This window comes from Kitasatospora sp. NPDC018619, assembly GCF_044391605.1.
Lineage (GTDB): Bacteria > Actinomycetota > Actinomycetes > Streptomycetales > Streptomycetaceae > Kitasatospora.
In genome coordinates this window covers 184,813-199,878 of sequence record NZ_JBISAI010000002.1, presented here as the reverse complement: position 1 = coordinate 199,878, position 15,066 = coordinate 184,813, and the positions used below count along the sequence as shown (strand labels likewise).

Below are 15,066 nucleotides of genomic sequence, written 5' to 3'. Positions count from 1 at the left end.
GGGTGAACCGTACGGCGCTTAGGAAGAGCCGTGCAGGTGGTCCGGTTCCCCGCGCAGGCGGGGGTCCCACTGCATCCGGGCGGACTTTCCCCCCGCCTGGATGCAGCACTGCCAAGGTATCGCCAAGTACGGTGCTTATGACGTCAGTTCTCCGAAATTCCCACGTTCGAGTACTCGATCCGCCGCTCCGCCAGTCGGGCCGTCCAGCGTTCGCCGTCCCAGCGGAAGCGCAGCAGGACGAGGTCCGCCAGCAGGGGCCGGTCGCGCCAGCCCCTCGGAACGGCGTCGTCGTCGGTGCGCCCGAGGAGCCAGCGCCCGGGCAGCGGCACGCTGTGCCGCATGATCAGCGCGATGTCGTCCCTCGTCGGTGCGGCCTTGGCCGGGGGCAGCGGTACATGGCGGTCCGGGGCGAGGCTCCACCGCCCGTCCTCCCGTTCGAAGACGCACACCGCCCGCCCGCTGTCGGCGCCCAGCCGGGTGGTGAGCAGGTCCTCGGTGATGCCGAGCCCGCGGTCGCTGAGGGGGGACAGGTCGTCGCGGACGTCGTAGGGCGAACCGATGCCGGTCAGGCCGGCGAGCTGCGCCTCGGCGGCCGCCGAGGCGATGCGCTCGGCGTCCATCCGTCGAAGCTCCTGCGCCGCGGCCTTGCCCAAGCCCGCGCCGAAGTCCTCGGCGTACACCTCGTCCACGAGCCGCTGGACGTCCCCGGGCACCTCGATCGCGCCCCCGGCCTGCTGACGGAGCAACAGACTCGTGCGGCGCAGCAGGGAGGCGTCGTAGACGGTGCCCCAGGAACGGGGCGCCACCACCTCGCCGTTGTCGTCGAGCGGCTCCAACACGATCATGCGCGGCTCGGTGGGCCGGCCCGTCCACGCCGGACGGTCGGAACGCTCGTGGCGCTTGCCGCGGCCGGCCCGCTGAAGCAACTGCGCGAGCGGGGCGAGATCGGAGACGATGAGGTCGAAGTCCAGATCGAGGGACTGCTCGACGATCTGGGTGGCCACCAGGATCGAGCCCGCGCGCGGCGCGGCCGCCGCCGCTTCGTCGGCCGGCTTCCCGTAGGCGGACTCGCACTCGGCGGTGATGCGCTGCCGCTCGTGCGCGGGGAACCGGGAGTGCAACAACCGCAACCCTCCCGCACGGGCCGCTACTTCGGGCAGCACGGACCGCAGGTAGCGGTAGGTCCGCTGGGCCTCGTCCACGGTCGTGCAGCAGACGAGCACGCAGCCGCCCTCGGCCGCGACCGGCGCGAGGATCTCACGCAGTGCCGCACGCCGTCCCGGCCGTCCCTGCTCCGCCGCGCCGTCTGCCTCCCGGACGTCCCAGCGCACCTGGCGGGTCTCCACCCGCAGGGTGCGGGCCCGGCTGCTGCCGACCTCGCGGGGCTCGGACACCCTGCCGTCCTCCGCGCTCACGAAGAGCCACCCGGGGTAGCGGGGCTCGACGGCGCCGGGTTCCCTGAAGCCGGCACCGCGGCGGTAGGCGTCGACGAGTGACGAGGCCGCCGCTCCGGTCAGCGTCGCCGACAGCAGCACCACCGGGGCTCCGAACGCGCCGAGCCACTCCAGCAGCCGTACCAGCAGGCTGTGCATCCAGGGGCCGTAGGCGTGCGCCTCATCCACCACCAACACCTTGTTCGACAGGCCGAACAGCCGGAGGAACCCGTAGCGGACGGGCAGCACCCCGGTGAGCGCCTGGTCGACGGTGCCGTTGGCGAGCGGCGCGAACAGACCGCGCCGCCCGGTGCGCAGCCACCGGCCGGCCTCGGTGTCCGCGAGCACGGCCGTCCCGTCCGACAACTCCTGTGCAGGGGCGTAGTCCGGGCTCAGCCAGGCCATGCTGTGCAGCAGGGTGAGCGCCCGATCCCCCTCGACGTTGGCCTCCGCGAACCTGCGGACCCGGGTGAACATCGCGTCCGCCGTGGCCATCGTCGGCAGCGCGAAGTAGACCCCGGCAGCCCCGGCCGCCCGTGCCATCACGGACGTGGCGTGCAGGGCGGTCTCGGTCTTGCCGTCCCCCGTAGGCGCCGTGACCAACAACAGCCCCGGGCCGTCCACCTCGACGGGCAGGTGCTCGGCGACGTCGGCCTGGAGCTTGTTCGGGGCGAACGGGAACTGCCCTTCGAACGGCTTGTCCGGAAAGACCGCCCGGCCGAGCCCCGCCGCCCGCACCCACCCCGGCGCGGCGGCGCAGGCCACCCGGAAGTGGTCGGCGAGATCCGCGTCTCCGGCCTTCCAGCCCTCCGCCGGCATCCGCGGCTCGATGACGTCGACCGGGCTGGCCAGCCAGTCGGCCACCACGACGAGCCCCGCGACCACCACCGCCAACTCCCCGGGCAGCAGGGACTCCAGCGCCTTCTCGTCCCCGACCACCCGGCGGACCGCGTGCGCGTGGGCGAGCCGCTGCTGCCGCCACCCCTCCGCGGTCCCGAGACCGGGCTGGTAGCCAGAGGGGTTGACGACGTGCTTGGCCAGCAACGGCTCGGCGAAGCAGCCGTGGTGCCCACCGAGGAGCTGGGCGATCTGGTGGGCCGGCGACTGCCGCACCGGCCTGCGGAGCGGATAGCCGCACTGTTTGAAGAACTCGACCAGCCCCCAGTGCGTCGCCGTCTCGTGCCGCAGGAAGGCGCTGCGCCTCGCGGCCGGGTTGTCCTCCGCGTACTTCGGATCCCCCCGCAGTTCGGCGAACGCCGCGGGAACCTGCTGCTGGAAGTGGAGCGAGATCTTCCCGATGTCGTGCAACCCCGCCCACAGCACCACCATCGCCCGCGCCTCACCCTCCGAGGCCCCCACCACCCCGGCGATCCGCGCCCGCACGCGCTCGCCCAGGACGGCATCCCACAGCGCACCCGCAGCCGCCGCCGTGTCCAGCAGGTGGCAGATCACGGGGTAGGGCCCGGGCAAGCCGTCGCTCTTGCCCCACAGGCGAACATCCGGACCGGGATGGTCGGGCGCGCCAATGAGCGTGCTGTCAGTCATGACTGAAGCTCTATCAGCTACCACTGACAGCCCGGCACGGCCGACGGTTGACCGGCGGCAGAGCACCCGAGCAGGGCGGCGGCTCCTTGGGCGCATCCCCCGAGGCCAGCAGGGCCGGAGGCCTCGACGGGCGCCTCGCATAACGATTCCGGGACCCGGCAGCGACGACAACTTCCGCGTACGATGGACCCTTTGGGCTACTGCCAGCCCGGGACCGCACCCGGCCTTCGCCACCGAGGGCACAGTGCCGCGACGGGGACGACACCGGAGCCCACGCGGCCGGCCCGCGGACGTGACATCATTCGGAGGCTCCTTGACATCCCCACAGTCCGACGCCGCCGTGTCCCGGCTGGTCAAGCAACGGCAAAGCCACCGCTGCGCCGCAGGTCACGAAGCCTCCTCCCCGCACCCGCGGGGGTCAGCCGGTCAGTTCGACGGTCTCCCCGGCGGCGAGCCGCTCCTCCCCGCACCCGCGGGGGTCAGCCGACCGTGCTCTCCGAACGCACCGGCCCCGAGCGCTCCTCCCCGCACCCGCGGGGGTCAGCCGGTCGACCAAGCGCTGTGGGCGGCCGGGTTCGACTCCTCCCCGCACCCGCGGGGGTCAGCCGCACCGCGTGGAGAAGAAGGTCAAGGCGGCGACCTCCTCCCCGCACCCGCGGGGGTCAGCCGGCGATGGTGGGGAAGATCTTCTCCATGGCCGCCTCCTCCCCGCACCCGCGGGGGTCAGCCGCCCGGACCCGCCGGCGCGCCGGCCGCACGCCCCTCCTCCCCGCACCCGCGGGGGTCAGCCGAGACTGCGAACGACCCTTCCGTCCCTCCGTCCCTCCTCCCCGCACCCGCGGGGGTCAGCCGGCCGACCAGTACACGATGTCGGCCGGATCCACCTCCTCCCCGCACCCGCGGGGGTCAGCCGGACTCGGTGTGGTAGAGGTCGCCAGCGGTCCACTCCTCCCCGCACCCGCGGGGGTCAGCCGCCACCAGGCCGAAAGCCCAGCCCACCACGGTCCTCCTCCCCGCACCCGCGGGGGTCAGCCGAAGTCGTTCCCCGCGTCGATCGACTGCCGCACCTCCTCCCCGCACCCGCGGGGGTCAGCCATTGAGGGCGAACAACGACTTACCCGTTCCAGGCTCCTCCCCGCACCTGCGGGGGTCAGCCGCCCTTCAACGAGGGTTCCGGGGCACCGCCGCGCTCCTCCCCGCACCCGCGGGGGTCAGCCGTCCGGGTTGGTGCGGCGGACCTGCTCGGCGATGCTCCTCCCCGCACCCCCGGGGGTCAGCCGCATCCCGCCTGCCGCGTTGGGGGGCGAGGGCTCCTCCTCCCCGCACCCGCGGGCGTCAGCCGCCGTCGGTGCGTCCGGCTCCGAGGTGGTGGCCCTCCTCCCCGCACCCGCGGGGGTCAGCCGCCGAGGACGGACCCGGGGGTGGTGACGGCCGGCTCCTCCCCGCACCCCCGGGGGACAGCCGGTCAGCGCGCCGGGGCCGTTGCTGCCCCAGTAGTCCTCCCCGCACCCGCGGGGGTCAGCCGTCGATCACGCGGGTCCGGGCGGAGGGCGAGTTGTCCTCCCCGCACCCGCAGGGGTCAGCCGACGCGTTCGCGCCGATGGGGTGCTCCGACGTCCTCCTCCCCGCACCAGCGGAAGTCAGCCGTGTGCGGATCCCAGGTCTCCGTCCGTTCTGCCTTCTCCCACGCTTGCGGAGTCAGCCGGCCGTGGTCGATCGGGTGACCCGCAGGGCCGACTCCCCCCGCACCTGCCGGGGGTTAGCCGCTCGCGAGCAACGGCTGAGCCGGTTCCTGCGGCTCCGTTGCACGCGCGGAGGTCAACTGTGCCTCGCCCCCCAGCACACCCCACGCGAGCAGCCCGGTAGCCGTCTGACTCAGCACATCCGTTCGTTAGGAGGCCGACGGGCTGACCGACCCGCATCGAAGGCGAACTCAGCCACCTCGGACGACTGTTCCGTCAGGTACTCCAGCTTCTCCCGGCATGGACCGAGTCCTGCCTCGAGGAGGTCGACAGCCCGCCGGTCATGACGCCGTCCCAGAGACCGCCCTCCGGAACGGTCCAAACCGCCGTCAGCCCGCCGCGAGCAGGCGGGCGATGCGGTCCCGCACGCCGGCCGCCCGCAGGTCCTGGTACCCCGCGAGCAGGGTGAGCGCCTCCGCCCGGTGCTGCCGCGCCGTCCGCGGGTCGTCGGTGGACAGTGCCGCCGCCAAGGCGTCGAGGGCGAGGGCCTCGTGCCAGGCGTCGCCGAGGGCGTGGTGGGTGGCGGCGGCGCGGCGGAGGAAGGCGGCGGCGTCCGGGGCGCGGTCGAGGGCGCGATAGGTCTCGCCCGTGCCCTGCCAGGCGAGGGCTTCGCGGCTGCGGTCGCCGAGGCGGCGGTGGAGGACGGCGGCGCGCTGGTAGGAGTCGAGGGCTTCGGCGAGCTGCCCGTCCGCGCGCTGGGCGTCGCCGAGGGTGAGGAGCCAGAAGCCTTCCAGGCGGTGGTCGCGCAGGTTCAGGGCGATGTCGAGTGCGGCGTGCGCCGAGGCCAGTGCGCCGGCCTGGTCTCCGCCCTCGCGCCGGATGTCGCTCAACAGGCGCAGGGCGTTCCCCTCGCCCCGCTGGTTCTTCCGTGCGCGGTGGACTTCCAGCGCCCGGCCGACGGCGGTCTCGGCCTGCGGCAGGAGTCCGGCGCGGTAGTGGGCGCCGGCGAGGTTGGCGAGCGCGGTCGCCTCCCAGTGGTCCTCGCCCAATGACCGGAACGCGTTGAGCGCCTGCTCAAAGTGCTCTGCCGCGTCGTCCAGTTGCCGCCGGTGCAGGTGGACCAGGCCGATCAGGTTCAGCGAGTGCGCCTCGTTGAGCCGGTCGCCGAGTGCGCGCCACAGCTCCCGTGCGCTCCGGTGGTGCTCCAGGCTCTCGTCGAGGGCGTTGATCCGGGTGTGCGCCATGCCGAGGTCCGTGAGCAGCAGGACGCGGGCGGTGTCGTCGCCGAGGCGTTCGGCGGCCGCCAGCCCGAGCCGGCCCGCCACCGGCCAGTCCGCGCCCGGGGCGGAGGGGGCCTGGGCGTTCCATAGGACGGCGGCCAGGTGCCAGGTCCGCCGGTCCTCGCCCGCCACGGAGGCCGTGCGGACGGCCTGGAGGAGGTTGGCGCGTTCGCGTTCGGACCAGTCCACCGCGGCGTTGTAGTCGGTGAAGGCCGCCGGTCGTACCCCGTCGGACACGGGGTCCAGCGGCAGCCGGGCCTCGGCCGGCCGCAGCCACCGCTGGGCGGCGTCGGCGGTGTGCAGGTACCAGTCGAGGACGCGGCGCAGCGCGGCCTGCCGCTGTGCGGGCGACTCCTGCTGCTGGGCCTGGTCGGTGGCGTAGGCGCGCAGGAGGTCGTGGAACTGGTAGCGGTCCGGTGCGCTCTGTTCGACGAGGTGGGCGCCGACCAGGGAGTCGAGCAACTGCCGGGTGCGGTTGGGGGGCAGGTCGGCGAGGGCTGCCGCGGCGTGGAGCCCGAACTCGGGGCCGGGGTGCAGACCGAGCAGCCGGAACAGGCGGGCGACCTGGTCGGGCAGGGCGCGGTAGGACCAGGCGAAGACGGTACGGACGGCGTCGACGTCCTCGTCGTCTCCCACGCTGAGGGCGTCCCAGAGGGCGGATTCGTCGCGCAACTCGTCGATCAGATCGTCCAACCCCATGTGCGGCAGGCTGGCGGCACGTTCGGCCGCGATGCGCAGGGCCAGCGGCAACCGGGCGCACCGGCGGGCCAGTTCGACGAGCTTCGCCGGGTCGTCCTGGGGCCGGTACCCCGCGGTGACGGCGCGCAGCAGGGCGACGGCCTCGGCTTCGGGCAGGGTCCGCAGGGTCAGTCGGCGGGCGCCGTCGCGTACCGCGAGGCCGGACAGTCGGCTGCGGCTGGTGACCAGGACGAGGCATCCGGCGCTGCCGGGCAGGAGCGGGCGGACCTGGTGCGCGCTGGCGGCATTGTCGAGGACGACCAGGACGCGGCGCTCGGCGAGGAGGGAGCGGTAGAGGGCGGCGGCCGCATCGATTTCGTGGGGGACGGACTGGCCACTGACGCCAAGCGAGGTGAGGAAGCGGTGGAGCGCTTCCTGCGCGCTGACGGGGCGGCCCGGGTCGTAGCCGCGGAGGTTGACGTACAACTGGCCGTCGGGGAAGCGGTGGCGGGCCCGGTGGGCCCAGTGCAGGGCGAGCGAGGTCTTCCCGGCGCCGGCGGTACCAGCGATGACGACCACGGACGCGGCGGCGGACGGGGGTTGCTCCTCGTCGGCCAAGGCGGCGTCCAGTTGGTGGAGTTCGCTTGTACGGTTGACGAATCCGCGTACGTCGGACGGGAGTTGGCGCGGGGTCGGGACGGCGTTCGGCCGGTCGGAGCCGGCAGGTCCGCCGTGCGCACCATGGAAGTGGATGCCCCCGCTGACGTCCCTGGCCTGGACCACGTCCCGGGCGGAGGCCCCGGACACGCTGGAGCGCGTGCTCCCGGGCCCGTCGGTGCTCCCGCCGTGCTCGACTGCCACAGTGCTCCGCTCCTGTTCGGGCTCCACGGTTCCTGTCACGGGTCCTACCGCCGCTCCTGCTGCCGTTCCTGCCGCGATTCCTACGCGGGCGGGAGGAGGGGTGCCACCTCGCGATCGACGTACGCCACGACGTCTTCACCCGCCCGGTGGAGATCCGCGAGGTAACTCTCCCACCGGAGGACGATTCCGGGCTCGGTGAACCTGACCGCTCCCACGGGAATTCCCTCCTCCGAATACCGGACCTGATAGAGCGTGCGTCCACCGAGGACGACAATCTCCGGCAGCTGGTGGAATTCCTCGGAATCGGCCAGCATCTCGGCGCCGACGACACGGATCCGCTCGCCGCATTCGGCCCGGATCCGCAGCGAATGCAGCTCCCACCGGAGGTACGTCGTCAGCGGCTGCTCGACGACCCGTACGCGGTGGAAGAACGACTGCCGCTCCGCGTCCTCCCGGCCGATCTCGCGCAGCGCCTCGCGTCGGCCCTCCAGGAGGCGCAGCGCCTCACCCCAGTCTCCCCGCCGGGCGGCCTCCCAACTCGGGCTGCCCTGCTCCTCGAAGTGCTGGCGCCGCTCCAGCTTCCAGGAATCCCGGCCGCGTACCAGCGCGTCCCGTTCGCGGAAGTCGCGCCGGTATTCGTCCCGGGTGAGCGCCTCGCCCCACTCGGGACGCAGCTCGGGAGCGCGCGGAGCCGACAGCCGATCAGGCATCCGCGATATCCGCCTTCGCCGTGCTGAGCATGATGCCGGGGATGACGACGAGCCGTTCGCCCGGGCCCAGCGCGACGTCTCCGGGGAGGCGGTCACGGTAGTCGTCGGTGAGGTCGCGGCCGATCACGGCGATGTCGCCGTTCGAGAGCTGCCAGATGTCCGGGCATTCATCGCGGCTGTCGGACGTCCCGAGTTCCTTTGCCGACTTTCCCAGGCGCTTCTCCAGAAAAGCGGAGGGATCGGCTTCCCAGCCACGAGCCATACCCGCCCCCGATCGGTATCGCGTTCGGCGCAGACCACCCTTTTCGCCACTCTACACCTGACGGCAAGTCAGGGGAATGCTTAGGATATTCGCCCGATACTCCGAGATGACCATCGTCGCGGCACCTCGGCATCCCGCGCGACAGTGTGCGTCGGCCGCGCCTCAGGGCGTACGGGTGCCGTCGAGGTAGGCGAGGACGGCGAGGACGCGGCGGTTGTCGTCGTCGGAGGCGCCGAGGCCGAGCTTGGCGAAGATGCTGGAGGTGTGCTTGCTGACGGCGCCCTCGCTGAAGTGGAGCCGTTGGGCGATGGCGGCGTTGGAGCGGCCCTCGGCCATCAGGGCGAGGACCTCGCGTTCGCGCGGGGTGAGCAGGGCGAGGGGCTGGTCGTAGGCGTTGCGGGCGAGAAGGCGGGAGATGACCTGGGGGTCCATGACGGTGCCGCCGGCGGCGACCGTACGGACGGCGTCGACGAACTGGTCGGCCTTGGAGACGCGGTCCTTGAGGAGGTAGCCGACGCCACCCGTGCCGTCGGCGATCAGCTCCCGGGCGTAGAGCTGTTCGACGTGCTGGGAGAGGACCAGGACCGGCAGGCCGGGCCGTTCGCGGCGGGCGGCGAGGGCGACCTGGAGCCCCTCGTCGGTGTAGGTCGGGGGCAGGCGGACGTCGACGACGGCGATGTCGGGGCGGTGCTCGGCGAGCGCGGCGGCCAGTTCGGGGCCGCTCTCCACCGCCGCGACGATCTCGTGCCCGTGGGCGCCGAGCAGCAGGGAGAGTCCGTCCCTCAGCAGGACGAGGTCCTCGGCGAGGACAACACGCACGGTAGCTCCATGATCAGCCTGGTCGGACCCCCCGGGGGGCTGGTCAGCGTGAGCGTACCGTCGAACGCGGCGAGTCTGCGCCGGATGCCCCGCAGGCCGCTGCCCCGGTCGGGGTCGGCGCCGCCGCGGCCGTCGTCGGTGACCTCGGCGCGGAGCACTCCGGCGCCGTGGGTGAGGTGCACGGCGGCGTGCCGGGCCCCGCCGTGCTTGACGGCGTTGGTGAGCGCCTCGCTGACGGCGAAGTAGACCGCCGACTCCACCGGCGCCTCGGCCCGTCCCGGCAGTTCGGCCCGCACCTCGACCTTCAGCGGGACGTCCAGGGCCAGCGCCCGCACACCGTCGGTGAGGCCGCGCTCGGCGAGCACCGGCGGGTGGATGCCGCGCACCAGGTCGCGCAGTTCCTGGAGGGCCTGGGTGACGTTCTCCTGGGCATCCGTCACCACGCGCTTCGCCTGGTCGGGGTCGCGATCGATCAGCGCCGCGACCGCGCCCAGGCGCAGGCTCACCGCGACCAGCCGGGCCTGGGCCCCGTCGTGCAGGTCCCGCTCGATCCGCCGCAGTTCGGCCGCCTGTGCCTCGGTCGCGTCGAGCCGGATCTCGGTGAGCTGCTCGACCCGCCGGGCGAGCCGGGAGCGCTCGGTGGGGCCGAGCAGGGCGCGGGTCCACCGGCCGTGCAGGTGCAGCGCGGGTCGGGCGAGGGCGAGTCCGGCGGCGATCAGGACCGGGCCGAGGAGGGCGGCCAGGAGGGTGGCCAGGACACCGGACGGCAGGCCGAACGGCAGGTCGTACGGCAGTGGTGCCTGGACGATCCCGTACAGCCCGGCGCCGACCAGCAGCACGGGAGTGGCCGCGATGCCGCCGCCGACCAGCGGATCGGCGATCACCCAGAGGGCGTCCCGCCAGGTCGCCGGGTCGTTCCAGATCCAGCGCAGCCCGAGGGCCATGCCCGCGAACCAGCGGTTCTTGTGGTAGTCGTGGCCGGTCCAGTACCAGCCGTGGAGGGTGCGCTCCAGGGCCGGACGCGGCCGGTACGGCGGCGCGACGGGCACCTGCGACCAGTGACCGGCCGCCCACCGCGCGGCACCGGCGGCGGAGCGGACCAGCCGGGTGATGGCCGGGAGGAGCGGGAAGACCCCGAGGCAGCCCCAGAGCAGGAAGGACAGCAGGAAGGCCGTCACCAGCACCACGCCGGCGGGTATCAGCAGCGTGAAGACGGCGAGCCGCCCGAGCGCCCGGGCGGCGGCGCGCAGCTCGGGGGCGGCGGCGAGGCGCGCCCCTCGGCCGCCGGCGGCGGCGCGCGGCTCGCCGGCGCCTGGGGGCTGCGGGCTGCTCACGGGGCCTCCGGTCCGGTTCGGTGGTACGGGCCGCCTATGATCGCAGTCGCCCGGTCGGCCGTCAGCCGCCAAGCGCCCGCCAGCCGGTACGTCCCCGCAAGGCACCCCGCCCCGGCAGCACGAACCCGAGGCTGGGGATGCTCCTGCTCCGGTACCTGCGGGACCAGCGCTGGCACGCCCGTCGCGGTCACCAGCCCGACCGCCACGGCGCGGCGTGGCACCAACCGGTCTGACGGGCCGCCGTACGCCCTTGCCCAGGACGTCGAGCCAACTCCGGCCCGCGAGGCTCCAGTCGGCTCCGGGCTGCCGCCCCGAGCAGCCCGGTGTACAGCAGTCCAGCGCCAACGCCGAACCGCTTCCACGCTCCCACCAACCGCCATGCCGGGCCCTTGTCCTCCCGCGCCATGACGACCGCCGGCGGCCCTCGGGCGGCACGTGACCGACGCTAGAGCCGGCGGGACAACGGCGGAATCCACGCCCTCCGGGGGCGTGACGCCTCAACAGCTCAACTAGAGTGGAGTGGCGTTCGTGGACAGCACGGCCAGCAGCGTAAAGAAATGGCAAAGCCGCCACATCGCACCAGGTCACGAAGTGTCCTCCCCGCACCCGCGGGGGTCAGCCGCATCTCGTGGACGCCCAATACCAGAGCGCCACGTCCTCCCCGCACCCGCGGGGGTCAGCCGGCCGTGGCGAGGGGGACGTCGCCGGCGGTGATGTCCTCCCCGCACCCGCGGGGGTCAGCCGCCGGCCAGCACCTCGGTACCGTCGCTGGCGCCGTCCTCCCCGCACCCGCGGGGGTCAGCCGCGCTCGGCCTGGTCCTGGTGGACCCGAGCCTGGTCCTCCCCGCACCCGCGGGGGTCAGCCGCCGGGCACCGAGCAGCCGCCGACCGCGGCCGCGTCCTCCCCGCACCCGCGGGGGTCAGCCGCCGTCGCCGACGCCTACGAGGTCAACGTCACCGTCCTCCCCGCACCCGCGGGGGTCAGCCGGGGCGCTGGTGCCCGGGGTCCGCAACCGACCAGCTGCGCAAGAAGGCTCCAACGGCCCCGATCCGCGTGCGGGCAGTCCGGTTGGTGTGCGCTAGGGCGGGTGAGGACTTCGCTGCTGGCGGAACTCCAGGGGTCGCTGGCCTGCCGTGCTCCCACCCGGATCCGATCGGGGGACGGGGACCGACTTCGCCGGTTAGGCGCCGATGGCTGCCTTGTAGCTCTCGGCCTGCCAGGGTGTCAGCAGCTTGGAGACGCGGATGAGTACCGTGCCCTTGACGTAGTCGTACTCCGTCGCCGCGGGCATCGACCTCACGATCCCCTGGATGTAGTCGGCGCGCCGTTGGGCGTCGGCCTCGGTGGCGAAGACCTATACGGCCCCGCCGCGGGCTACCGAGTCGGCCTCCTCGCCATCGACGTCCGACGCCTTGATCCGCGAGTCCGTGAACGTGACCTTCGAGGTGTACTGACCGGGCCGGCCGAGCAGGTGGGTCGGGTCGTCCTCGGCGGTCAGGTCGCCACTGCGCTTCCCGCCACCTTGACCTTGACGGCTGTGGTGGTTGCTGCTGGGGGAGGTGGGACGGTCGTGGCTGTGGGGGCGGCGACGACCGCCCCGCCTCCTTCGGGCTACTGGACGAGTTGGAGCAGGCGGCCGAGCCGATGGCGAGCAGTGCGACCACGACGGCCGCGGTGGTGGTGCGGGTGTGCACGGTCCCCCCTGGAACGCGAGGGTACTGGTGGTGAGGGGACCGAATCGGCGCCGCCACGTTGACGACCTCCGGCCGACGCCCGACCCCTTCGGACAACCCTCGCCCGCGGAGCCCCGCTGCCCACCGTGCCACGAGGCGACTCAGGAGACTCAGGCGACTCGGCGTCTCCCGCGCGCGGGGTGGTGCCGGGCCTTTCGTCGCGGGCTCCCCGTCGGACGGGACACAATGGTGAGCCCCGAGGTCAGGAGGATGCCGCCATGAGTGACAGGATCCCGCGTGAGCGGCAAGGCCGGTGGCACGACCGGCGGGGCTTCGGCTCCCGTGGGCCCGCCAAGGGGGCGGCGCACCCGTCGATGCCGCTGCCGGACGCATCCGCGCAGCAGCCGTCCGACGACGGAACCACCGGGCTCGGCAGCCCCGACGGGCACTCCGGACCGCTCCTGCCCGCCGACCCGCCGCAGTAGCCCGGGCGAGGGCGGTGGCAGCGCAGCGCCCGGTGCACCGAACGCGCCTCCACGCGTCACGCGGACTCGAACGTGACCATCGCGTCGCCTGCCGCCGCAGCCGCGGCGAAGAAGTCCGCCAGCGCGCGGAGGTCGGCTGTCAGGTCGCAGCCCCACGCCGCCGATCACGGGGCTACGAACCCGAGCCCGGCGACCTCGGACGCCAGCGTGGCCTCCACCCTCCCCACCAGGTCGCCGACTCCCACGGATTCCAGGAACGCCGATGCCGCCCGCACCTCTTCGGGCCGGAGCACCCACACACTGGTCTCGGTGAACTCGTCGCCGCGGTCGGGATCCCCCTCGACGACCACACGTTCCTCGCCACCGAACAGCGGCAGACGGACAGCCGCCACCTCCGGGCCACTCCCACCGACCGCCGCCGTCAGTGCGACATCCATCAGGTACCCGTTGCGCTCCACGGCCAGGACCACACCGGCGTCGCGCTGTGGCCCGAAATCGTCGTCGAACCACCCGGGCACCAGGGCACGGAGCTGCTTCGGCGACAGGTCGTCCAGCGCTTTCCAGTCCACCCGCCGCCAGAAGAAGTCCACGCTCATGACCCGCACCGTTCCCTGCTCCCCGCCGCCCTGAAGACCACTGGCGGCCGCAGCGTCGTCAGGGTAGACGGAGCCTCCGACAGCCCGGTACGGAAGGCCGGCTCAGGCCCACGGCGGGCGGCCCCGACCGTCGGCCCACAGCGCGAGCGCCCGCTGGTCGACGGCGCGTATGCCGACCTGGGTGCAGAACGCGACGGCGGCCTTGGTGAAGGAGCTGGTCGTCACCACGGCGGCCAGGTCGCAGTGGTGGACGTCGCGGTAGGTGCCGTTGACCTTCTGGACGTCCTGGGAACCGACGAAGGTCCGCGGCCCGTACCGCTTGGCCTGGATGAGGATCCGCTGCCCGGTCGGGGTGGTGGCCAGGACGTCCGCCGCCAGGTCACCGGCCCCGCCGACCACCTTCACCTTCGTACAGCCGTCCCTGCGGCACAGGTCCGCCAGCGCATGCTCGAAGGCCTTCGGCGTCATTGCCAGGAGCGGTCCGATGTGGCGCAGTTGGGCGTTGCGCGCGTCCAACTCCCGCTGCCGGGAGCGTACTCGCGAACGCAGGACGGCACCACCCGCTCCGACACCGACGACCAGCAAGGCGGCGACCAGGAGAAGGTGTTGGGCAAGCCAGCGGACCACCAAGGAGGCCAGGACGGCCAGGAGAAGCGCAGCCGCCCCGAGCAACGGCACGTTCTGCCGCACCTTGCGGGCGGCAGCCGACCGCCGTCGCCGCCGAACAGGCCTACGGGCCACGGCACTCCCCCTCACGCCACGGTATTCGGACGAGCGTAGAAGCAGACGCGGCCGTGCGCCTGCGATCCAGGCGAAATCCGCTGGGCGGAAGCCCGAGTTGGCCGGTTCCCGGCAACCAGCGGCCGAACCTGCCCCAGGCACCCTGATCCGTCCGCCACACCTACGACGGCTGGCTGCCCCCTGCCCGTGCAGGGAGGACTCGATGCACATGCCCTGGGACGCCCGCGTCGTCGGCTGACCCCTGCGCGTGCAGGGAGGACGGCGAGTGGCGGAATCGGGCAGACGCAGTGACCGGCTGACCCCTGCGCGTGCAGGGAGGACCCGGCGGCGAGCGCTACGGCCGCGGTGGTGTGCGGCTGACCCCTGCGCGTGCAGGGAGGACAACCGTTCCACCAGCGGCCGGGTCAGCGGGTCCGGCTGACCCCTGCGCGCGCAGGGAGGACCCCACGACCAAGCGTCCCTCCAGCCTCTTGAGCGGCTGACCCCTGCGCGTGCAGGGAGGACTCGCCCCAAGCTCTCTGCCGGCGTTCGGCCCGTGGCTGACCCCTGCGCGTCCAGGGAGGCCTGCCGTCGGCCAGGCCGATCGGCACGTCGGTGCGGCTGACCCCTGCGCGTGCAGGGAGGACCGGCATCCTGGTCACCCGTTGTAGGTGCGGGCCGGCTGACCCCTGCGCGTGCAGGGAGGACTCCCGCCACGGCTCGGACGCCCGCTCAAAGTCCGGCTGACCCCTGCGCGTGCAGGGAAAACCCGCGCCAACGGTGGGGATCAGACCGGGGGCGGCTGACCCCTGCACGTGCAGGGAAAACCCGAGCTCGTCCGCGATCGGCTGCAACGGCAGCGGCTGACCCCTGCGCGTGCAGGGAGGACGGAATCGGCCGGGTGGCGGTCTCCGCCCGGTGCGGCTGACCCCTGCGCGTGCAGGGAGGACTTGTACCCGAAATTCACGACACATCGTCAACGCGGCT

9 protein-coding genes and 3 CRISPR repeat arrays (1 of these 12 only partly in view) are annotated in these 15,066 nt (G+C 73.4%); of the genes, 1 reads left to right on the top strand and 8 read right to left on the bottom strand.

Features of this window, described 5'->3' with window-relative positions:
- Positions 1-143 precede the first annotated feature (143 nt).
- The 6 genes from cas3 to ACH5AR_RS03420 all read right to left on the bottom strand — a co-directional run bounded on the left by cas3 (position 144) and on the right by ACH5AR_RS03420 (position 10,604).
- Positions 144-2,978 carry a CRISPR-associated helicase Cas3' gene (gene cas3 / locus ACH5AR_RS03445; RefSeq protein ID WP_396299704.1) on the bottom strand — a complete coding sequence of 945 codons (2,835 nt, stop codon included), beginning with the start codon at positions 2,976-2,978 and terminating at the stop codon, positions 144-146.
- A 396-nt stretch (positions 2,979-3,374) separates the two neighbouring features.
- Positions 3,375-4,625: a CRISPR direct-repeat array (repeat unit 29 nt; unit sequence CTCCTCCCCGCACCCGCGGGGGTCAGCCG).
- A 424-nt stretch (positions 4,626-5,049) separates the two neighbouring features.
- Positions 5,050-7,479 (bottom strand): ATP-binding protein, encoded by a 2,430-nt coding sequence (locus ACH5AR_RS03440; RefSeq protein WP_396299703.1) that lies wholly within the window; start codon positions 7,477-7,479, stop codon positions 5,050-5,052.
- Between the two features lie 80 nt (positions 7,480-7,559).
- Positions 7,560-8,189 carry a DUF6879 family protein gene (locus ACH5AR_RS03435; protein WP_396299702.1) on the bottom strand — a complete coding sequence of 210 codons (630 nt, stop codon included), beginning with the start codon at positions 8,187-8,189 and terminating at the stop codon, positions 7,560-7,562.
- Complete coding sequence (locus ACH5AR_RS03430; protein ID WP_396299701.1) at positions 8,182-8,451, bottom strand: hypothetical protein; 270 nt, start codon at positions 8,449-8,451, stop codon at positions 8,182-8,184. Before ACH5AR_RS03430 ends, ACH5AR_RS03435 begins: the two co-directional genes overlap by 8 nt.
- Before the next feature lie 162 nt (positions 8,452-8,613).
- Positions 8,614-9,270, bottom strand: coding sequence for a LuxR C-terminal-related transcriptional regulator (locus tag ACH5AR_RS03425; protein ID WP_396299700.1), 657 nt, complete (start codon positions 9,268-9,270; stop codon positions 8,614-8,616).
- A complete protein-coding gene (locus ACH5AR_RS03420) occupies positions 9,234-10,604 on the bottom strand; it encodes a sensor histidine kinase (RefSeq protein WP_396299699.1) in 1,371 nt (456 codons plus the stop codon). Before ACH5AR_RS03420 ends, ACH5AR_RS03425 begins: the two co-directional genes overlap by 37 nt.
- Positions 10,605-11,197: 593 nt before the next feature.
- A CRISPR array of direct repeats spans positions 11,198-11,592; the repeat unit is 29 nt; unit sequence GTCCTCCCCGCACCCGCGGGGGTCAGCCG.
- Between the two features lie 964 nt (positions 11,593-12,556).
- Here ACH5AR_RS03420 and ACH5AR_RS03415 point away from each other — a divergent pair.
- Positions 12,557-12,763: a hypothetical protein gene (locus ACH5AR_RS03415; protein WP_396299698.1), complete on the top strand. Its 207-nt coding sequence runs from the start codon at positions 12,557-12,559 to the stop codon at positions 12,761-12,763.
- 164 nt (positions 12,764-12,927) lie between these two features.
- Here the strand turns inward: ACH5AR_RS03415 and ACH5AR_RS03410 are convergent, their stop codons facing one another.
- Both ACH5AR_RS03410 and ACH5AR_RS03405 read right to left on the bottom strand, forming a co-directional pair.
- Complete coding sequence (locus tag ACH5AR_RS03410) at positions 12,928-13,359, bottom strand: hypothetical protein (protein WP_396299697.1); 432 nt, start codon at positions 13,357-13,359, stop codon at positions 12,928-12,930.
- A gap of 102 nt (positions 13,360-13,461) precedes the next feature.
- Complete coding sequence (locus tag ACH5AR_RS03405; RefSeq protein ID WP_396299696.1) at positions 13,462-13,875, bottom strand: restriction endonuclease; 414 nt, start codon at positions 13,873-13,875, stop codon at positions 13,462-13,464.
- Positions 13,876-14,270: 395 nt separating this feature from the next.
- A CRISPR array of direct repeats spans positions 14,271-15,066; the repeat unit is 24 nt; unit sequence GGCTGACCCCTGCGCGTGCAGGGA (it continues 268 nt past the right edge of the window).